The 20259-nt window shown below is 48.4% G+C and carries 22 protein-coding genes; 15 read left to right on the forward strand and 7 right to left on the reverse strand.

Going from position 1 to position 20259, the window contains the following annotated elements:
- The first annotated feature begins 7 nt into the window (after positions 1 to 7).
- From B5Z18_RS22685 to soxC, 5 genes are read left to right on the forward strand one after another with little or no spacing between them, the layout of a single operon-like run.
- Positions 8 to 1369 (forward strand): RagB/SusD family nutrient uptake outer membrane protein, encoded by a 1362-nt coding sequence (locus B5Z18_RS22685; protein WP_079471820.1) that lies wholly within the window; start codon positions 8 to 10, stop codon positions 1367 to 1369.
- A gap of 26 nt (positions 1370 to 1395) precedes the next feature.
- Complete coding sequence (locus B5Z18_RS22690; protein ID WP_079471821.1) at positions 1396 to 2745, forward strand: hypothetical protein; 1350 nt, start codon at positions 1396 to 1398, stop codon at positions 2743 to 2745.
- Between the two features lie 10 nt (positions 2746 to 2755).
- Positions 2756 to 4408, forward strand: a complete 1653-nt coding sequence (locus B5Z18_RS22695) for a hypothetical protein (RefSeq protein WP_200817320.1) — start codon at positions 2756 to 2758, stop codon at positions 4406 to 4408.
- An 8-nt stretch (positions 4409 to 4416) separates the two neighbouring features.
- A complete protein-coding gene (locus B5Z18_RS22700; RefSeq protein WP_079471822.1) occupies positions 4417 to 4983 on the forward strand; it encodes a c-type cytochrome in 567 nt (188 codons plus the stop codon).
- A 5-nt stretch (positions 4984 to 4988) separates the two neighbouring features.
- Complete coding sequence (soxC, locus tag B5Z18_RS22705) at positions 4989 to 6227, forward strand: sulfite dehydrogenase (RefSeq protein ID WP_079471823.1); 1239 nt, start codon at positions 4989 to 4991, stop codon at positions 6225 to 6227.
- A gap of 2 nt (positions 6228 to 6229) precedes the next feature.
- Here soxC and B5Z18_RS22710 read toward each other — a convergent pair whose 3' ends face one another.
- The 4 genes from B5Z18_RS22710 to B5Z18_RS22725 all read right to left on the reverse strand — a co-directional run bounded on the left by B5Z18_RS22710 (position 6230) and on the right by B5Z18_RS22725 (position 7857).
- Positions 6230 to 6643, reverse strand: coding sequence for a hypothetical protein (locus B5Z18_RS22710; RefSeq protein WP_079471824.1), 414 nt, complete (start codon positions 6641 to 6643; stop codon positions 6230 to 6232).
- Between the two features lie 8 nt (positions 6644 to 6651).
- Positions 6652 to 7014, reverse strand: coding sequence for a DUF1304 domain-containing protein (locus B5Z18_RS22715; RefSeq protein WP_079471825.1), 363 nt, complete (start codon positions 7012 to 7014; stop codon positions 6652 to 6654).
- 28 nt (positions 7015 to 7042) lie between these two features.
- Positions 7043 to 7426: a ribosomal maturation YjgA family protein gene (locus B5Z18_RS22720; RefSeq protein WP_079471826.1), complete on the reverse strand. Its 384-nt coding sequence runs from the start codon at positions 7424 to 7426 to the stop codon at positions 7043 to 7045.
- A 110-nt stretch (positions 7427 to 7536) separates the two neighbouring features.
- Positions 7537 to 7857: a KGG domain-containing protein gene (locus tag B5Z18_RS22725; protein WP_200817321.1), complete on the reverse strand. Its 321-nt coding sequence runs from the start codon at positions 7855 to 7857 to the stop codon at positions 7537 to 7539.
- Between the two features lie 271 nt (positions 7858 to 8128).
- On the opposite strand from B5Z18_RS22725, the gene B5Z18_RS32850 reads away from it, so the two are divergent.
- From B5Z18_RS32850 to B5Z18_RS22740, 3 genes are all read left to right on the forward strand, one after another.
- Positions 8129 to 8548, forward strand: coding sequence for a DUF6496 domain-containing protein (locus tag B5Z18_RS32850; protein ID WP_079471827.1), 420 nt, complete (start codon positions 8129 to 8131; stop codon positions 8546 to 8548).
- Between the two features lie 106 nt (positions 8549 to 8654).
- Positions 8655 to 8909, forward strand: a complete 255-nt coding sequence (locus B5Z18_RS22735) for a hypothetical protein (protein WP_079471828.1) — start codon at positions 8655 to 8657, stop codon at positions 8907 to 8909.
- 58 nt (positions 8910 to 8967) lie between these two features.
- Positions 8968 to 9852, forward strand: a complete 885-nt coding sequence (locus B5Z18_RS22740; protein WP_079471829.1) for a mechanosensitive ion channel family protein — start codon at positions 8968 to 8970, stop codon at positions 9850 to 9852.
- On the opposite strand, the gene B5Z18_RS22745 is transcribed toward B5Z18_RS22740, so the two are convergent.
- On the reverse strand, positions 9849 to 10979 hold the full coding sequence (locus B5Z18_RS22745; RefSeq protein ID WP_079471830.1) for a histidine decarboxylase: 1131 nt from the start codon (positions 10977 to 10979) through the stop codon (positions 9849 to 9851). The two genes, B5Z18_RS22740 and B5Z18_RS22745, sit on opposite strands and share 4 nt — an antisense overlap.
- A gap of 166 nt (positions 10980 to 11145) precedes the next feature.
- On the opposite strand from B5Z18_RS22745, the gene B5Z18_RS22750 reads away from it, so the two are divergent.
- Entirely contained in the window at positions 11146 to 11610 is a 465-nt protein-coding gene (locus B5Z18_RS22750) for an Lrp/AsnC family transcriptional regulator (RefSeq protein ID WP_079471831.1), read from the forward strand.
- On the opposite strand, the gene B5Z18_RS22755 is transcribed toward B5Z18_RS22750, so the two are convergent.
- Entirely contained in the window at positions 11611 to 13683 is a 2073-nt protein-coding gene (locus B5Z18_RS22755) for a tetratricopeptide repeat-containing sensor histidine kinase (RefSeq protein WP_143313666.1), read from the reverse strand. It abuts the gene before it with no gap.
- A 139-nt stretch (positions 13684 to 13822) separates the two neighbouring features.
- Between B5Z18_RS22755 and B5Z18_RS22760 the strand changes: the two genes are divergently transcribed.
- From B5Z18_RS22760 to B5Z18_RS22770, 3 genes are all read left to right on the forward strand, one after another.
- Positions 13823 to 14101: an Rdx family protein gene (locus B5Z18_RS22760; RefSeq protein WP_079471833.1), complete on the forward strand. Its 279-nt coding sequence runs from the start codon at positions 13823 to 13825 to the stop codon at positions 14099 to 14101.
- A gap of 61 nt (positions 14102 to 14162) precedes the next feature.
- Positions 14163 to 15350, forward strand: coding sequence for a BamA/TamA family outer membrane protein (locus tag B5Z18_RS22765; RefSeq protein WP_079471834.1), 1188 nt, complete (start codon positions 14163 to 14165; stop codon positions 15348 to 15350).
- Positions 15351 to 15432: 82 nt separating this feature from the next.
- Entirely contained in the window at positions 15433 to 16470 is a 1038-nt protein-coding gene (locus B5Z18_RS22770; protein WP_079471835.1) for an outer membrane beta-barrel protein, read from the forward strand.
- 48 nt (positions 16471 to 16518) lie between these two features.
- Here B5Z18_RS22770 and B5Z18_RS22775 read toward each other — a convergent pair whose 3' ends face one another.
- A complete protein-coding gene (locus tag B5Z18_RS22775) occupies positions 16519 to 17466 on the reverse strand; it encodes an aldo/keto reductase (protein ID WP_079471836.1) in 948 nt (315 codons plus the stop codon).
- Positions 17467 to 17559: 93 nt separating this feature from the next.
- On the opposite strand from B5Z18_RS22775, the gene B5Z18_RS22780 reads away from it, so the two are divergent.
- The 3 genes from B5Z18_RS22780 to B5Z18_RS22790 all read left to right on the forward strand — a co-directional run bounded on the left by B5Z18_RS22780 (position 17560) and on the right by B5Z18_RS22790 (position 20256).
- A complete protein-coding gene (locus B5Z18_RS22780; RefSeq protein WP_143313667.1) occupies positions 17560 to 18366 on the forward strand; it encodes a DUF6630 family protein in 807 nt (268 codons plus the stop codon).
- 87 nt (positions 18367 to 18453) lie between these two features.
- A complete protein-coding gene (locus B5Z18_RS22785) occupies positions 18454 to 18810 on the forward strand; it encodes a hypothetical protein (protein WP_079471838.1) in 357 nt (118 codons plus the stop codon).
- 66 nt (positions 18811 to 18876) lie between these two features.
- Positions 18877 to 20256 carry a TolC family protein gene (locus tag B5Z18_RS22790; RefSeq protein WP_159454394.1) on the forward strand — a complete coding sequence of 460 codons (1380 nt, stop codon included), beginning with the start codon at positions 18877 to 18879 and terminating at the stop codon, positions 20254 to 20256.
- The last annotated feature ends 3 nt before the right edge of the window (positions 20257 to 20259 follow it).

The raw sequence follows: 20259 nt of genomic DNA on the forward strand, positions 1-20259 counted from the left end.
CTCCTATATGAAAGCATATCGGAAATATATATCGCTCTTCTTTCTTTCGCTGACAGCTTTGTCATGCAAGAAATTTCTCGACGTGGAACCACGGGATAGTGTGTCTGATGAACAAACGATCATTGATAAAACGTCCGCCAATACTGCCTTGCGCGGCGTATATCGGAAGCTGGGCAGCGACGGCTACTACGGCGCTTTGTTCCAGACCTTCGGCTACCTGCCTGGCGACAATGTGCAGTGGACCGGCTCCCAGTCGGTTATTCAGCAGTTTATCACCCATAAAATAAATGCGGACAATGGCAACCTGCAAACTGTGTGGGCAGCTATTTACGCTACTATTAACGGCGCCAACAACGTGATTGCAAAAGTTCCCGGCTTGCAGGATGCTACGTTTTCTGCCACAGAAAAGAACCAGGCAGTGGGAGAGGCGTACTTTATCCGCGCCCTGAGCTACTTTGATCTCGCCCGCACCTGGGGAAATGTGCAGATAACGCTAACGCCTACACTCAATGCTTCCGATAAGCTGGATGTAAAAGGCAGCACACAGGCGCAGGTATACCAGCAGGTATTGAGCGATCTGAATGCGGCAGATTCCCTGCTGCAGCCGCCTTCTCAAACACCCAACCCGGTGAGGGTAAACCAGCAAACCGCCTGGGCGCTGAAAGCGCGCTACTATTTGTACCAGTCTGATTGGGCGCAGGCAGAAGCCTATGCCACCAAAGTAATCAGCGATACCAGAAGTTATTCTTTGCTGAAGCCTTACAGCGCTTTCTTTTCACCGGCCAGCGCCATCGCTACAAAGGAATCAGTATTTGAGCTGTCGTACAGCGCTACTTACCTGAGTGGCCACCGCAACTACTGGCAGCCGCCCGCCAACGGCGGTACCCGGCAATGGGCGCCGTCGGACGCGTTTATCACGCTGGTAAATGATCCGAAAACAGGCGGCAACCGCAACGCGCTGGTTGCTAAAACCTCCGCCGGCCTGTGGTATGGTAACCTGTATTACAGAAGCCCCGCCACCGATCCTGCCTATGTTATCCGCATTGCTGAGCTGTACCTGATCCGCGCAGAAGCACGCGCCCAGCTGGGTAAAACGGACCTGGCCCGCGAAGATCTCAACAGCATCCGCGACAGGGCCGGGCTCACACCGGTGACGGAACTGATCGGAAAAGATGATCTGCTGCTGGCTATTGAAAATGAACGGAGAATAGAATTCGCACTGGAACCTCACCGATGGTTCGATCTGGTACGTACCAAACGCGCAGGCGCTGTTTTAAATATCACGAATCCTCAGCTATATGTATTTCCGATCCCGGCCAACGAAGTCACATTATCGAACGGCAATCTGAAACAAAATGATGGTTACTGATCTTATCACCTTATAACAAATCACCAATGAGTAATGTCATAACCGCGGAAACTCCTGCCTGGAAAGACTATGAAAAGATTGGGTTCAGGGTAATATTTATTTATTTCCTGTTGCAGGCGTTGCCGTTCGACTGGAAGTTTTACAGTTACCTTTTTTCTACTCCCATTTTTAACCTTCATTATGAAGATATTTTTAACCTGGCCAACTTTACAACACGCTTTGGCGCGGGGCCTGCAACGTATGCCGACTGGGGCATACTGCTGATAATTGCAGTAGCCGGCGCTATCGTGTGGACTTACACCGACCGTCAACGGACACGCACCTACGACGAAGCCTTTTACTGGTTGCGCGTGATTCTCCGGTACCGGCTGGCGCTGGCATTGCTGGCCTATGGCTTCCTGAAGCTGTACGCGTTGCAGGCGCCCTATCCTTCGCTGAGCAGCCTCAATACACCGTATGGTGATTTTAACCGCTGGAAATTATTTTCACTGAGCCTGGGTATCGTACCTTCCTACGAACTGTTTCTCGGTGGCGTGGAAATCGGGTTAGCATTGCTGCTGCTGTTCCGCAAAACCGCTTCTATCGGCGCTTTCATGTTCCTCATCTTTTGCGGCAACATCTTCGTGTCCAACCTTGCATACGAAGGGGGCGACCAGGTATACAGCCTGTTACTGATCACTTACGCTTTTGTTATCCTGAGCTTTGATCTGCAACGGATCATCCGCCTGCTCATTTTACAACAGCCCACAGCGGCGGCTACTTTTAAACCGGTGTTTGAAGGCATCCGGAAAAACGGCAGATGGATTTTGAAGACAGCCTTCCTGCTTTTCTTTGTGGTGATCTATGGTGTAAAAACAGGCGTGGGCGCCAAACACGATCCTTACCAGTATCCCACCACCAAAGGATTACCGGCTATCAGCGGGTTATATAACGTGGCCACGTTTATTGTCAATGGCGACACACTCGCTTATTCTTTAACGGATTCCCTTCGCTGGCGCAACGTGGTGTTTGAAGAATGGAATACGATCAGCATCCGCACTAACAAACCGGCACTGGTAGATTCCAATAATCTGCACCTGGTGAAACGGGATAATGCGGAACGGCTATACGAAATAGAAGGTACCAGCGGCCGGCATTACTACAGTTATGCAGCCGATACCACGCAACACCTGCTCACGCTGCAAAACAGGCATCCCGCGTTGTCGGCGGAAACCTTGTCGCTGCACTATTCGCGGCCTGATACAAACCGGGTGATCCTCACAGGCACCACTTACAGCAGGGATTCTATCTATGTAGTACTGGAAAAAGTAAATAAAAAATACCTGTTGGAAGAAGTGGCAAACGGAGGGGGACGAAACAGGAAGTTAAAACTTTAAACCAATTATCATGGCTCATAACACACAAACATTACCAGATGAACCCGTGATCAGGGACGCTGCTTCTGTGGCTATCAACGCACCGCTGTTGCAGCTGCCCGCCTGGAAAGAATATCAGCTGATATTATTCCGCATCGCTTTTATTTTTTTCATTGCGTTATCCGTTCCCAATAGTGTGGAGTGGTACCAGCAACTGGTGCAACTGGATTGGGCACGGCTGAATTACCGCGACCTGTATGATATTGCGCGCTTTGGTTCCGGGATTAATTTTCTCGGCAACACCATCTTTGGCAGTTCCCTGCTGGGATATGCCAACTGGATCACCACAGCGTTGATAGCTACCGCCGGCGGCCTTGTATGGACCGGTATTGTAAAGGTCCGTAAACTGCCGCGGAAGGAATATTATACCGCATGGTACTGGCTGCGGGTAGTGGTAAGATACCGCGCCGGTATCGGCATCATCGGCTTTGGGTTTACGAAGCTGTTACCGGTACAGATGCCGTATCCATCTTTCGGAATTTTAAATACCAACTTTGGTGATCTTACTGCCCAGAAAATTTACTGGTTATCTATCGGCATTGTGCCCTGGTACCAGATCTTTGCGGGCGTGGTGGAAGTAGCGGCAGGCACGCTGTTATTTTTCCGTAAAACTACCACGCTGGGTTCCATTTTACTGTTCGCCGCGCTGGGAGATATTGTGTACGTGAATTTTGCCTACGACGGCGGCGTACATGTATACAGCAGTTATTTCGTACTGCTGGCAGCGTTACTGCTGGTAAATGATGTCCCCAAAATTTATCGTTTGCTGGTACAGGAGCGGTTTACTGTGCCGGTGAATTATTATCCGGTTTTTCCGGAGAGATGGCAACGCTATACCCGCATAGGGCTGAAATCTGCTACCATCTTCCTTTTCCTGGGAGTGCTTTTTTATTTGCAGCTGATTAACTTCCTGTATGATCCATACAAGCAACCATCCGTAGCGGGCGTAAAGGAGTTACGCGGTAACTACCAGGTAACGGAATTCCGGTTAAACGACCAGGTGATCCCGTATTCACCGGTAGATACGGTTCGCTGGCAGGAAGCCACGTTTGAGAACTGGTCTACTTTTACTTATCGCGTAAATAAACCGCATCCGCTCGATTTGTCGAATGGTGGCGGCGATCCGCAGCGTGATGTGAACCGCACCTTTGAAATAACGGGTCTTGCCGGTGGTCAGCGGGCTTTTCACTATTATGCCGATGAAGTAAATAAAGTGCTTTATCTCGAAGATAAATACAAACCCATTCCGGACAGGCGTAACCGCACTGCCGGTGTGGGCGGCGATGGCGGCGTGGTAGTGGATGTAGCTGCGGAAAAGGCCGCGCGTGAAGAGGCGGCCAAATCGGCGAAAGACTGGATCCCCGCAGCAGCGCGTAAAAATATTGGAGATGAATCACTCAAGATAGCACCCATTGCATTGTCTGCCCGAAGGGCGAAAGACTATGCCGCCGCACCTGCCTGGGAAAACAGGAAACGCTTTACTGTGAAATATTCCACCGGCGATGGTTCGCATGTAATACTCACCGGTGTGGATGAGAATAAGAATAGCATTTATGTAGTGCTGGACCGCATCGACAGGAAATACACATTGACGCCAAGCACTTTGCAGGCAGGAAAATATTAAGCAGTACTATGTTTATAAAACGAACCAACTGTTACCGGGCGGCCGTTGTAATGGTGTTGGGTATGCTGGCTTGCCATACCAACACCCGGCCACCGGTACCAGGTTGGCCGGAACATTTCGGATTTGGAAAAACAGCCACCCGCAGGCAAATCGATTCACTGAACATCTCCATTGCCCCCGATGGCAAAGGATTGCCCGCCGGCAGCGGCAATGCGGCAGCAGGCCGGGTTATTTACCTGGCAAAATGCGCTTCCTGTCATGGTGAAACCGGCGCAGAGCCCACACCAAACCGGCTGGTGGCCACGCTCAGCGATACGGTGCGCACAAAAACGATCGGTAACTACTGGCCTTACGCCACCACGGTATTTGATTATATCCGCCGCGCTATGCCCTTTAATGCACCGGGATCGCTCACAAATGAAGAGGTGTATAGTCTTACTGCTTTCCTGCTGTACCGCAACAATATCATTGACAGCACCCTGCAGCTGGATGCCGTGAAGCTGCCAAACATTGTGATGCCGGCGAAAAAATATTATGTGAATGACGATCGTCGCGGTGGTAATGAAATAAAATGAATATTATGTCAGGCGAAGATAAAAAGATACCAAGAAGAACGATACTGAGAGCAGTGGCAGTTTCTGCTGCTGCGGCATTAATGGGCGCTTCCAGGGTGCAGCGTGGCACAGATACTACCGCCACAGGAAAAGACACTACCTATATTGATCCTACCAAAATCACGGGTACACTTCCCGGAAAACTGGGCACCCGATCCCCATTTGAGCAGCCGGTAAAAAAGCCCTCTGATATTTCCTCCCGCACACCGTTGCAGGACCTGTATGGCATTATCACCCCGTCGGATCTTCATTTTGAAAGAAGTCATGCCGGCGTGCCGCTTATCCATCCTGATAAATACGAGTTGCTGATTCACGGGATGGTGGATCGGCCTATGATCTTTACCTTGCGCGATTTAAAGCGTTTTCCGGCGGCATCCCGTATCGCCTTTATCGAGTGCTCAGGCAACTTCAGATCGGGCAAGGAAACCATGACGCCGCAGGAAATTTGTGGACTCACCAGTCAGAGTGAATGGACCGGTGTAATGCTGTCCACTCTTTTCCGCGAAGTAGGCGTGCATCCAAAGGCCACCTGGTTCCTGGCAGAAGGCTCTGATGCCGCGGTGATGACCCGCAGTATCCCCGTGGAAAAGGGCTGGAAAGACGCTATGATCGCCTACGGGCAGAATGGAGAGGCGATCCGCCCGGAGCAGGGTTATCCTGCGCGGTTATTTCTGCCGGGATGGGAGGGGAATACCAATGTGAAATGGATCCGGCGTATTGAATTATCGGACCAGCCCTTTATGACGCGGGAGGAAACGTCCAAATACACGGAAACCATCCGGGATCATAAGATCCGGCAGTTCAGCTTCGACATGGATGCCCGTTCTATCATCACCTATCCGTCGTTTCCGCAGCAAGTGGAAAAGGGCTGGATAGAAATCAGAGGCATCGCATGGAGTGGCCGCGGAAAAATTGATAGCGTGGAAATCAGTACTGATGCGGGGAAGCACTGGACCAAAGCGGTATTGCAGGAGCCGGTAATGGACAAAGCACATACATATTTCCGTCATCTCTGGTATTGGGACGGGCAACCCACAGAGATCATGAGCCTTGCGGTAGATGACACCGGCTATCGTCAGCCAACATTAAAACAACTGATCCAGGCGCGTGGTACAGACATGGGCGGGTATCATGTGAACCCGGTTACCGCATGGGTGCTGAAGAGAGATGGCACCGTGTTGTTCAAGCCGGAAAAATGGAAGTGATCTTACTCAAATAAGGTAAGTTCATCGCGGGTAACTGCATGAAAAAGATTTTGCAGCTGGTGTACATGTACAATGGCGCGGCCGTAGGGTACCAGTCCTTCTGCGGCGTCTGTAAGCGGCTGGAATACTTCGTTTTCGTGCCTGATATGCACGCTGTGCAGCCGGTTATATTTCAGGGAATATACATTTACATCTTCGCCGTAGTCGGGATCTCCTTTGATAAAGCCAAATCTCAGCAGGAGGTCCACATCCAGCACCATCGGGTTTACTTTTGCATAGGGAAGTTTGCTGAGCGGCAGTCCTGAATTATACACAAAACCCTGCAAAATGCCTTCTACTACAAAGGCTGTTTCTTCCATGTTATAATCAAAGTAGGATACATAGTTGCCTATCCTTATGTCTGATTCTTCTATCATGTTTTATCTTAATAAAATATAATCAGCAACAGGGTGATCAACGCCGGTAATGCCTGTACGAAAAAGATTTTTTTATCGGCGGTAAGCGCTCCGTATATACCGGCAACGGCTACACAACCTAAAAAGAAAGCGGCTACCCGTAAGCTCCATACCGGGTCTGAAATAAAAAAGGTCCAGGCGAGGCCGGCAGCCAGGAAACCGTTGTACAGGCCCTGATTAGCCGCCAGGGCTTTGGTAGGAGGAAACAGCTCTTTGGGCAGTTGCTTGAATATTTTAGGCCCCCTGCTGGTCCATGCGAACATTTCAAACCAAAGGATATAAAGATGTTCCAGCATCACAAAAGCGATCAGTATTTTGATGAGTACCAGCATAGTGTTGTGGTTTATAAATAAATATAGGTCAAATTATTCTTTCTGCAAGCCAGGCAACTGCCAGCGCCAGGAGGGTGCCCACGGCATAACATACGCAGTCGCTCCACAGGAATCCATGTCCCAGCAGGATGCCGGCAGGCGTGTTCCTGAACTTCACGGCCCATTCGGCCTGGTATAGCTGCTGTATTTCTATCAGCAGGCAAACCACGTAGTTGCCGATGCCAATTTTCCACAGTGAGGCGACCGGAAAAAGGAAACGGATGCCAAAAAAGATACAGGTGGCCGATAATACATCGCCTCCATATATACGTATGATATCAGGGAAATATTGAGGAGCCCACCTGGTGGCGAGTCCTAAAGGGATATTCAGTAAAATAAGGAAAAAGTAAATCCAGCGCCTTTTTGCTACCATAGGTAAAAAAGCGGTAAATATAGCAAAGAAATCTGGAATATGAGTGTGGTCAGGAGAGAGAAAAAGGGACCTGTGGCCCCTTATGCGATGCAATAACCCGGGTGATCGGGTTATTGCTGATTATCACTTTCAACGCTACTTTTCTTTTTTCCGCGGTTGGTTCCGCCTTTACGGCCAATAGCGGCCATGTGTTCACGGTTTCTGCTAACGGCTTCACCGCCTTTTTTGCCTGCAGCACGGGCTTCCTCAGAAGTGAATTTGTGGGCAACACCTTGCTGGTGTGCAGCTTTTCCACCTTCTCTTGAAATGGCACGTTGCTGTTCAGGGTCCATAGAAGCAAATCCGCGTTTACTGTGTTTACTCTTTTGATCAGAGTTCTTTTCCGAAACATGATTAACCGGCATGGCAGTTTGATATCTGATGTCTTCCATAATCCTGAGGTTTTTTTAGTGATAGTAGTTAAACATTTACGCTAACCCGGAACAAGATATGTGCCATCACGGATCAGCCACGCTGGTAGCGGACTTGAGGCTCGTGGGGATATGAAATGGGGCAATACATTCCACAATCCATAGAATTTTCCACACACTTTTATTGTCCATTCTACAGTTTTTAAACAGGAACTCCCTCATTTTCCGTGGCTTATATTTTGTTTTTGCTTCAACGTTATTTCTTTTCTTAACCCATCTAAATTTTTTTGTTATGGCAAAATATTCAAAAGAATCACAGAATAAAGTGAAAAGAAGTATGCACGAAATGCATGAAGGAAAACTGAAAAGCGGAAGAAGTAATAAAAAGGTTACGAATCCTAAGCAAGCTATCGCCATAGGTTTGTCTGAGGCCCGCGAAGAAGGAGCAAAGGTGCCTGAAAAACCGGCGTCAAAAAAATCCACTACCAGGAAATCCACCGCAAAAAAAGCAGCGCCCAAAAAAGCAGCAGCGAAAAAATCTCCCGCTAAAAAAACAACCGCTAAAAGAGCCGCACCAGGAAAAGCCGCGGCTAAAAAATCTGCCGGAAGAAAAACGGCTGCTAAGAAAACAACGGCCAGAAAAGCTACCGCAAAAAAAGCAGCGCCTAAAAGAAAGTCAGCCGCCCGTAAAAAATCAGCCGCAACTGCATGAATAACGGGCTTTCCGGGTCGTTTTATCCGTTCAATATATACAAAAGGACCGGTGACTGGACAGCACCGGTCTTTTTTTGTGGTATATCGCTTGCAGGATTTTAAGTATGGAAAAACACAGCATTACTGTGATCATCAGAGGGAAGCCCTATGGGTTGATTATTACGATCGACAAGGGCGCTCTGGAAACAGCATTTCAAGTGATTCCTGATGTGAGCGAACATGTGCTCGATGAATTTGAACCCCATAGTACTAGCTTTACTGCTGATCACGAAGATACGCTTGAGGGAAGCATCCGCACGGTAGAAACCGAACAGATTGCCCGCATTATCTGGGAAGATATTCTGGATAAAATGAAATAAGGCTTTGTTGCTTAACCACTACGGTTGTACCTTCGCAGCAAAGCGAGTATGAATTGCTATGATGGTAACCGATAAAACCTATAAAAACGCTAATCGCAGGGAGAGGGTCATATTCCTCGTAAAACTGCTGGTATATCTGGGCATTGTTTATTTTAACCTTGAACACCCTCCCGTATATGATAAGTTTACATGGTTGTTTAAGCTCACCAACGCGCTCTCTTTTTTCCTGGGCGCCAATCTGGTTATCTCCCTGGCCTGGCTGGTGATCCTCTCCTGGTACACCCGCCGCCGCAACCGGCAGCGGCCCATTGAAAAGGATAATTTTATTCTAGGGATCAACCGTATTTCCTCTGTTTTAAATACGCTTTTTCTCCTGCTGGCTATCACCATCTTTTTTGGCGTGGATCTCCTGAGGCTTGTAACCAGCATCACTATTGTGGCAGCAGCTATCGCCCTGCTTACAAAAGATTATATTACCAATATGATCAATGGCCTCATCATTATGTTCTCGGATCAGTTGTCGCTCGGCGATCATATCCGCATCGGTGAAGTAAAAGGCAGGGTGATGGATATTACCCTTATCAACGTGGTGTTGCAGAACGACGACGATGATATCATTATTATTCCTAATTCGGTAGTGTTTACTTCGACTGTACTGAACCAGTCCAAGCAAAATATCCGGAAACTGACCATTGAATTTGAGTTGGATCATAAACACCCGTTTACGATCCGCGGAGTGGAAGACCGGCTGAAACGCTCTATAGACGCCTATTCCCGCAGCTATACGCCGGAAAGTTTTTCCCTGAAAACAATCGAGATCAAAAAAGACTTTGTACAGTTTAAAGTACAACTGCTGATGCCGCAAACCAACAAGGAAACGGAACGCCTCATCAGGCGGGCGCTCAACACCGAGATCATGGCCATTGCAGAGGGCGTAAATTAAACCAACGCCATCGCGCCAACGAAGCTGTCCACAAATTCATCTACCTGCGCCTTACTTACGTTAGGCATGCAAATGATATGCGAACAACCGCTTTCTGAAGCCAGCTGCCACTTCCGGCGGATGCTTCCGGGAGGATCCGGAAACACCACCGTAATAGCATCGGGGTTGCGCCATGCCGGAATACCGTTTTCGTTGAGGCGTTCCACGGCATACGCAGCTACTGTTAAACTGTGCCTGGCCCTTTCCCGCAAACCTTCCACACCCAGGCTTTTCAGTGCATACCACAGGAACAATGGACTATGGCCGTTTCTTGAACCGGTAATGGTGGTGTCCATACTCCCGATATACGCCACCGAGCGGGCAATCCGGTCGCGGTTGGATTTTCTCGCAATCACCACACCGCAGGGGATGGGTGCGCCAATAAATTTGTGACCGCTGATAGCAATACTATCTGCCCCGTCCGCAAAATCAAAAGCGGGCCGCGGCTCCAGGAAAGCGCTGTAGCTGCCGGACAGCGCCCCATCTGCATGAATATAGTGATGACGTATTGCCAGGTTCTTCAAAATACCCTTGATCCTTTTTACATCATCCCGTGCTTCGGTCATGGTAGTACCAATATTTGCCAGCATGATTACCGGCAGATGCCTGTTCATACGGATGGTATTTTCCAGGTCGTCATAATCTATTTCACCATTGGGCAATGTGCGGATAATAATTCCCGGCATATTGAGCAGATGCAGGTTCTTTTGCACACTGTAATGAGTGGCTTCGGAATAATAGACCATCCCTTTGGGATACAGCTCCCTCGCAAGATATAAGCCATATAAATTGCCTTCGGAACCGCCGTTGGTAACATATCCCCACCAGTCGTCTTCCGGTGCGCGGAAAAGGCCGGCAAAGAAGGAAACAACGTATTTCTCCATCTCCCTGGACCCCACAGCATAAGTGGCGGGCACAAAAGGATCACCGAGGTTATTTAACGGATATTGTAAAAAAGGCAGGAGGGGACTATAATCAAAATCTTTGGATACAGGATATCCTAGGAAATCCCTGGTACGTGTTTGTACCTGCGCTAACAGTTCATTCAGCGCCGCAGCATCTGCTGCAGCCAGCCGGTACTCTTTCATAATCGTATTTTACAGGTGTATGATGCTGTAAAAGTAAGTATTGATAATCTGATTGAACTGGTATAATAATATAATTAGAAAAGATATACTACTTTTAAGTTTCTGGAAGATAAATAGCACTGCCCGGCCACCGCCGGACATCTTTTAAAAGAAAAATATAACTACTATGGATACACTGGATAAAACAGACCGGAAAATACTGGAGGCACTACAGGCAGATGCCCGCCTGAACACCAAAGAAATTGCGCATCGTATAGGGCTGTCCGTTACCCCCACCTATGAACGGCTTAAAAAGATTGAGAAAAGCGGGGTGATCAAAAGCTATGTAACCCTGCTGCATGGCGATAAAGCCGGCAAAACACTGGCGGCCTACTGTAATGTATCGCTGCAACTGCACTCACTGCCGCTGATAAAGAAATTTGAAACCGCTATCGCAAAAATGGAAGAAGTGATGGAGTGTTATCATGTGGCCGGTACCTACGACTACCTGTTGAAGGTAGTGGTAAACGATATGCGCAGCTACCAACATTTTTTAACCAATAAACTGGCGGCCATTGAAAATATCGGGCAGGTACACAGCTCTTTCGTAATGACGGAAATCAAGCACACCACAGCTTTCCGGCTGGGATAGTTATCGCCTCAGCACACTCACGCCGCCCAACGGATGATCCTGTACCACCACCGTATAGGCGCGGGGGTTAGGCTCCGGTTCTTCAGACAGGGGAACGGTAAAGGAAAAACTGCTGCCGCTGCCAGGCATACTGTTAAACCAGATCTGCCCGTGATTGCGTTCTACAAAGTCTTTGGAGAGATGCAGCCCAAGTCCGCAGCCTTTTTCATTCTGCGTGCCGGTAGTAGAGTAGTAGATGTTGGAGAAAATACGGTGCTGGTTTTCCACGGGAATACCGGTACCATTGTCTTTTACCGTGATTTCCGCCTGCTCATTATCATGTGTGGCGGTAATCAGTACTTCACCGCCGGAAGGGGTGAACTTAATGGCGTTATTGATCAGGTTACGCATTACCAGCCTGATCATATCAGGGTCTGCGTATACCATAATGCATTCGTTCAGTTCGTGCGACAGCTTCACTTCTTTTTGCCGCGCCAGGGTTTGCAGCAGCTCAAATTCGCGGTTTAATAACAGGGTCACATCAAAATCATCCGCTTTCACACCAATACCTTTCATCTGGTTGCTGGCCCATTGCAGCATATTGTCCATCATGTAGGCCGTATTTTTTACGTCCCTCCATAATTCATCGGTATAGATGCGGAACTGCGCCGCATCAATTTTTTCATCTTTCAGTAAAAAGAGCAGTCCCTCCAGGATGGCCAGCGGCGAACGCAGATCATGTGAAATAACCGAGAATATTTTATCCTTTACCTGGTTGAGATTTTCCAGGGTAGCGTTTTGTTCCAGGATAATGCGGTTCTGCATGGATACTTCCCGGTTCTTGTTATTCAGTTCAAGATACAGCTCCTGCTGCCTTTTATAAAGGCGGTACACCATCACGGTAATCAGCAGCAACGCCAGGAAAAGAGCAGCGGCAGACAGTACCAGCACCCGCTGTTGCTGTATGGTAGCAAGGTGCATGTGTTGTTCCTTCTTCAGTAAAATATTTTCGCGTTGCTTTTTTTCAGATTCATATTTCTCCTGCGAGCGGGATATCAGCCGGCCTTTTTCGGCGTTGAAAAAGTCGATGTTCCGGTTACTGAATTCCTTATAGCTCTCAAAGGCGGCGGCATAATCTTTCCGGGCAGAATCCAGCTCATAGCGGATCTTGTAATAGATCATCTCATTTTTCACATTGCCCAGCGTATCATTTAACAGCTTCGCTTTTTCCAGGTTTTTCGCGGCGCCTTTCAGATCGCCCTGCATGGTTTGTATTTCAGCGAGGTTCAGGCTGGATTTCACCACACCGGGTAAATTGCCGGCATCCTGGTAATAGGTATTGGAAAGCTGGTGGTAGCGCAGCGCATCATCATACCGGTGCCGGAGCATGGCTACAATACCCATGTTTTCATAGGTATAGGCCAGTCCGCGCTGATCATGCAGTTCCAGCTTTATTTTCTCGGCCCTCTCCAGGAACAGCATCGCAGAATCTGGTATTTTCAGGGAGATATATGCGGAGCCAATATTATTGAGGGTCTTGGCAATTTCTGTTTTTTCGTTTCTTTTCAGCTTTATTGCCAGGGCCTTTTTAAGATAAATGAGTGCGTCCCGCGGGGTATTCAGTTCTGTGAAAATATTCCCCACATCGTTATTCAGTACGCCCAGGGTATAAGAATCGCCCAGGGCTTCCGCCAGTTTCAGGGCATTGAGGGTCAGCTGCATCTGTTGATCCAGGTGTCCTTTGGTATTTTCCACGAGGGCAAGGTTGCGCCAGGCCCATATTTTTCCTTTGGTATAATGAAGACTATCGCTTAACCGGAGCGCTTCGGCGCCATATTTTGCTGCAGTGGGGGCGTCTATAGTGAAATACGTCCTGGCCACCTGGTTCAGCAGGTTCACCCGGGTGGTATCGTTTTGTGAATGGGAGTGCAGTACTGCCAGCAGGCTGTCGTTGATAAACTGTTGCGCTGTTACCGCAGGCGACAGCAAAATCAGACATAATGGGATTAAAACGCTCTTCTTCAAAGGACTGGCCGGCAGCATATGTAATAGTGTTGGCAGTGACAAGGGTGGAGCGATTCGGGGACGGTCCACTTTAACATAGGTTAAAATTAAAGATAATGTGCCACGATTCAAAGTAAGTTGAGAAAAAAGTGAGGAATGGGGCGATGAATTTAGTGTTATGACCCTATAAATCAATTATGGTTGTACCTTTCTGCAAAGTTTAGTAACGATGAAACCGCTCATTACCATAGAATATTGCCCGAAATGCGGCTGGCTGCTCCGTGCCGCCTACATGGCCCAGGAACTCCTCACCACTTTTACAGATGAATTGGGAGGCGTTACCCTTCGTCCCAGTGAAATTGGGGGCTCCTATATTATCTGGCTCGGCGAAGAAAAAATCTTCGACCGCAAGGAAAGCGGGCATTTCCCGGAAATCAAATTCCTGAAACAGCTGGTACGGGATCAGGTGAATCCTGAAAAGAGCTTGGGGCATTCGGACAGGCCATGATTTCAGAGAAGAGGATCCCGGAATGCGATCCTCTTCTCTAAAATCTTTACATTTGCACCCTATGCGTAAAAACCTCCATATCACGGCTTTATCACTTTTATTAGCAATAGGCGCAAAGGCTCAGCAGGATAGCACTATCACAACCCCTTCTTCTTCACGGGAAGGGCTATACGACAGCGTATGGTTACGTAAGCGGAGCTTCTTTCCGTTGCCGGTGCTGGGCTATTCCCAGGAAAAAGGACTGGAAATCGGCGCCGCCATGTTGTATTCTTTTTATACCGATAACAAGAATCCCGACAGGACTACCCGGAACTCGACCCTCAACCTGATCCCCGCAGTTACCACGGAGAGCCAGTTTAAAATCGACCTGAAAGCAAATATCTGGACCCGCAGCAATACCTGGCATTTTAAAAGCAATCTCCGGTATCATAATTACCCGCTCTATTTCTCTGGCATCGGCGATACTACCCATTACGATAACCGGTCGCTGGTAAACAACAGCCGCTATAAAGTACAGGTGGAAGGGGAGCGGCGCATCAGCGGACACTTTTACGCAGGTGCCTCCATATTATACCAGCATGACACGTACAGCAGCGGCGATGATAAAGGCATTTACACTACCATGCCGCTTACCGACAAAGAAGGGGGATATGTTACCTTTCTCGGGCTCACCGGTATTTTCGATAACCGCGATAATGAAAACTATGCCCGCCGCGGTTCCTGGCTGAAACTCAACCTGGCATACGCACCTTCTTTTTTAAGCAAACATCCGCTCTTTAAAATAGAAGCACAGGGTTCACATTTCCTGTCCATCTCCCGCAAAAGCACACTGGGCTTTAACGGCATCTTCAATAGCCTCCAGGGCAATGAGCTGCCCTTTTACCTGCTGCCTGAAATGGGAAACGACCTGATCATGCGCGGCTATTACACCGGCAGGTACCGTAACCAGAACTACCTGGCCGGGCAGGCGGAATATCGTTATCTCATCGATCCTAAAATGCGCATTCATATCTGGTTTGTAGATATCAAACCAAAATTTGCACTGGCTGCATTTGCCGGTACCGGTACCGTATTCGCCAACCGTGATTTCCGTTTCGGCGGATTTAAGCCAAGCTATGGCGCCGGAATCCGTTACTTCTATGACGAAAATGCAAGGCTCACTATTCGTATAGACTATGCCGTTGGTGAAAAACGAAGCGGTGAATCCAGACAAAAAGGATTGTATCTGTCTCTGGCGGAAGCATTCTAACTGAATGCTTCCGGCGATGGTTATGTGGTAATAATTTGTTAACTTTCAATAGATTAAATACCATACTCCAAAACCATCGCATATGAAAAATCTATTCCTGCTAGGGGCAGTCGCCATGCTTTTGATTGTTACCCACAGCACCCAGGCACAGGACAATTCCAGCACCCAGGCACAGGACAATTCCAGCACAAGCTCTTCTTCACACTCAAAATTTTATCTGAAAGTTGTAGGCGGTTATTTTTTCAGCGTATCCCCGGGGCAGTTCCCGAATGTTGGCCCATATCCACCGCAGGATCTGCATACTGAATTTGGTGCATCCGGCCTGGATACCATTAGCCGTAAGGTGCTTACAGGCTCTTACGGAGAAGGTTTCAGGGCTGGTCTTTCTGTCGGCTATAATATCAACAAATATTTTGCGGTAGAAGGAACCTTTAACTATTTCCACAGTAAAAAAAATCTGATGACCCGTCAGCGTGCTACTATGGCTGGTTCCGGCAAGGAACTGGGCCATGTGGAGTCGCACGGATATGTAAACGCAATTGATTTTGCACCCAGCCTGGTGGTAAGTCCGGGCCTGGAAAAAGTAAATCCATATGTGCGCTTCGGTGTTATAGTGCCGTTATGGGGCCGTCTCTATATTGAAACCGATGCTACCCAGGTGTCCAGTCCTGCCGGTATTCCTCCGGGTACGCAGGTGGTTACCAATATCAGCAGGAAAGAGGAAATTAAACCTAATCCTACTGTCGGTTTCCAGGGCGCATTGGGTGTGTCTTTTACGGTATCGCCCCGCTTTGATATTTTCGTGGAAACGGAGTACAAAAATGTACCGGTGCGCAGTAAAGAAAAAGAGATCACTGAATACAATGAAACCAATACGCTCATAAATGGTACCACCGGTGCAGTAGTACAATCGCTGCCGGGCCGTACCATCAACGATTTGTCGGTAGCGGAAAAGAATACAAAATATGTAACCACGCTGGATCAGAGCTCCAATACACCGGTAAACCAGCAGGGCACCAAAGTGATTTATAAAGATGATAATAAACCGGCCAATGACCTGAAATCCTATATCAATATCGGGGGACTGGGATTGAATGCAGGATTGAAATTCCGGTTGTAACAATAAGCAAGTGCATAAAAAAGGGAAGGCTAAAAGCCTTCCCTTTTTTTACGCACTTGCTTTATTGAGTAATGCCACCGCTGCTGTATCCAGCTGGAGCTGCACCCCGTTCATCAACTCATGCAGCTGTTCTTTACTGGTGGCACTGGCAATAGGCGCCGCCACCGCAGGGCGTGTAAGCAGCCACGCCAGTGCAACGCCCGCCGGTGTGGAATGATATTGTGCGGCTACCTGGTCCAGCGCCGCCAGGATACGGAGCCCTCTTTCATTGAGATAGCTGAGTGCTTTCTGCCCGCGGGCCGCACTCTTGCCGGTATCGGCGGCTGTGCGGTATTTGCCCGTAAGAAAACCACTCGCCAGTGAATAATAATTGATCACGCTGAGGTGATGTTCTTCGCAGATCTTTGCATATTGCCGCTCATAATTTTCCCGGTCGTACAGGTTGTACTCCGGCTGAAATGTTTCATACCGTGGCAAGCCGTTTTGCTTACTGGCTTCCAGGCTTGCCAGCAGGCGGGCAGCGCTCATATTGGAAGCGCCGATAGCTCTGACCTTACCTGCTTTTATCAGCGTATCATAAGCTGCCAGCGTTTCTTCTACAGGAGTCGCCTCATTATCAAAATGTGTTTGGTAGAGATCTATATAATCTGTTTGCAGACGCTTCAGGGAAGCCTCTGCGGCTTTGAGGATATAAGCTTTGCTCACATTTTTGCCCTCGCCCATATCGCCGCCTGCTTTGGTGGCCACAATTATTTTGTCGCGGTTGCCGCGGTCACGCATCCATTTACCGATAATGGTTTCAGATTCGCCACCCGAATTTCCCGGTACCCAACGCGGGTATACGTCTGCGGTATCTATAAGGTTGAAACCAGTTGCAGTAAATTCATCCAGTAATGAAAAAGAAGTGGATTCATTGGCCGACCAGCCGAATACATTGCCGCCAAAGGCCAGCGGGGCTACCAATAGCCCGGATTGTCCCAGTTTCCGTTTTTCCATAATAATTTTTTTTATTGATTCATACTACGGGTACATCCCGTACGTAATTTAACTACTTTTGTCTTTCACCGACTAATTTTTATGCCAGAACAGATGCCTGCTATTTCTCGTGAAGATTTTAACTGGTTAACACAAACCTATGGGAAGGAGAGTGGCTACTCGCACATAGATACCAAAGAAAGCGTGGTACACGAAATATTCATGGATAAGGTACTTATCGGTACTGCCTTCCTGAATTGTGCTTCTTATGAGCTTTCTTTTGGTACGCCGGGATTGCACATCCGGAAAAACAGGCTGGATAATTATAAGTTGCACGACAAAGCAGTGCTCATCCCGGATGAGATGAATGAGGAAGATGAAGAAGAACTGTTGCTCCGCTGGTCCGCTCTCATGCAGGAACTAAAGATGCTGGAAAACCTGCACGGTCTGTCCAATGCCCGTGAACCACTGGTACAGCTATATCTCGATATCTTTAATGAAGACGATGCCGAGGAGCAGATCAGCCATTTGCCGGATATCGTGCTGCCAAATGCCACCGCCATCTGGGAAGAATTATATACTGCATTATCAGCTACCGGCAACGTGGTGGAATTTGAATGGCAGCAGTTTGCAGAAAGCGGCATCAGCGCGCTGAATGAACTTACCCCTTTGCGGCAGGCCGGTATTATGTTGAAAGCCCCTGATGCGGCCGATTTTGAAGCCATCATCGGCGCGGAAGATTTCGCTAAAGGCGTGCTGGACTTTGTAAATGATCAGCTGGATGAACACGAACTGAAAATAGTAGCAGCCGGCACCAGCCTGGATGAATATCAATCCTTCACCTGCCTCAATATGCAGGACTTCCGCCTTGCCAATGCCCTGCTGAAAATGGAAGAACTCTGTCTCATCTGTTTTTTTTAAGACATTAAAATCCGGTTAAAAAAATATATACCGGCTACCGAAGCCCGTACTTTTGGATATCTTAGTAAATTCATTACAGTATACCACATGAAATTATTCCGGCATTTATTTTTTGTATTAATCGCGGTGATGTTCCTCCCACAGGTGCAGGGGCAGACCGGGAGGATACAATTAAAAGGCACGGATAATATTCACGCCACCACCGGCATCACGTTTAAAGCGGTGGATAAAGCGCCCCGGTTCCGCGCTACCATTAACCGGTTCAAACGCCGCCCCGTTGGTATCAACGACAGCTACGGCCACGAAAAGGTTTGCCCGCTTTTATTGTCGGCGGTTACTACCCGGTTTATTTATGTAGACAAAATCCTCAAAGGATATTATTTCAATCCTTACCTCAGCGTACCCACGCCGCTAAGAAGCTGGAGAGGCCCACCTGCCGCCTGATAACCCGTTTTATCATTTTATTTATTTCATTTTCTTTTTTAGCGATTTATGAACTTACATAGGATCGTGAAGAAGAGGTGTTGGTGGTTGCTATGTATTGTCCCCTTCACTTCTTTATTCGCACAATCTGCAGCGGATAGCTTTTCGCTGCAGCGGGCTATTGCGCTTACCCTCGCACATTACCCCGCTATAAAGGCCAAACAGGCCCAGGTAAACGCCGGACAGGCCAGCCTTACAGATATTAAACACAATTGGTACCCGGCCATAAAACTGCACGACCAGGTAGATGCCGGTACAGACAACAGCATTTATGGATCTTACTTCACATTGGGGATGATCCCTTCCACATCAGGTGGTATCCGTGCAGAAAATAACAGCGCCTTATTGAGCGGTAACATCGCAATGGCAGCCATGCAATGGGAGATCTACAATTTCGGCGCCTATGGCAGTGAACAGAAAGAAGCGGCCCAGTCGCTGAAAGTACAGCAAACAGATCTGAATAATACGGCTAACCAGCTTACGGTATCCGTTATTCAAAACTACCTGGAACTGCTCCGGCTATACGCATTGCAGCAAATAGCCACAGACAATATCCAGCGTAATGCAGAAGTGCTGAAGGCGGTTACGGCCACCGTGCTGCATGGCCTCAAACCCGGGGTGGACAGTGCCATCGCAGCCGCAGAGTTGTCGAAAGCCAGACTCACGCTGCTGGATATAAAAAACAATTACAACCAGATACGCATTCAACTGGGCGTTTTTACCGGTCTTGATACTGCACAGATACAGCCTGATACCGTTAATAACAAACGCTTACCGGTACTGCTGGGCAGTGAAGCGCCGGATAGCCTGGCGGCCCATCCTATGCTGGCATATTACAATGCCGTATACCAGCAACAACGCGCCGCCGCCGATGTGATCCGCAAATCACGGCTGCCAAAAGTAAACCTGATGGCAGCAGGATGGATGCGCGGTTCCAGTGGATCATTCAATGATGTATATGATAAAAACCTGTGGAGCGGCTTGGGATACAGCAGGTACAACTATTTGCTCGGACTGGGAATCACTTACAATCTTACTGACCTGAAACGCACACATGAAAAAGTAGCCGTACAGCAATACCGTTCGGAAGTAGCCGCACAACAACTGGCCACTACCCGCACTACGCTCAGCGGGTTACTGCAACAGGCGCAGTCGGATATCCAAACATCGCGCGATAAGCTGAAGGAGCTGCCTTTGCAACTGGCCGCCGCACGGGCTGCAGCAAGGCAGAAAATGGCGCTGTATAAAGGAGGACTCACCAATATTATTGATGTCACCACCGCTTTGTTTGTGCTGAACCGCGCGGAAACAGACCTGGTACAAACCCGCGACGCCGCCTGGAAAGCACTGTTCCGTGCAGCTTACGCGGGCAATACTATTTCACAACTTTTACCTGATCTGAACTAAACG

The sequence above is a fragment of the Chitinophaga ginsengisegetis genome (assembly GCF_900168065.1).
GTDB lineage: Bacteria > Bacteroidota > Bacteroidia > Chitinophagales > Chitinophagaceae > Chitinophaga > Chitinophaga ginsengisegetis.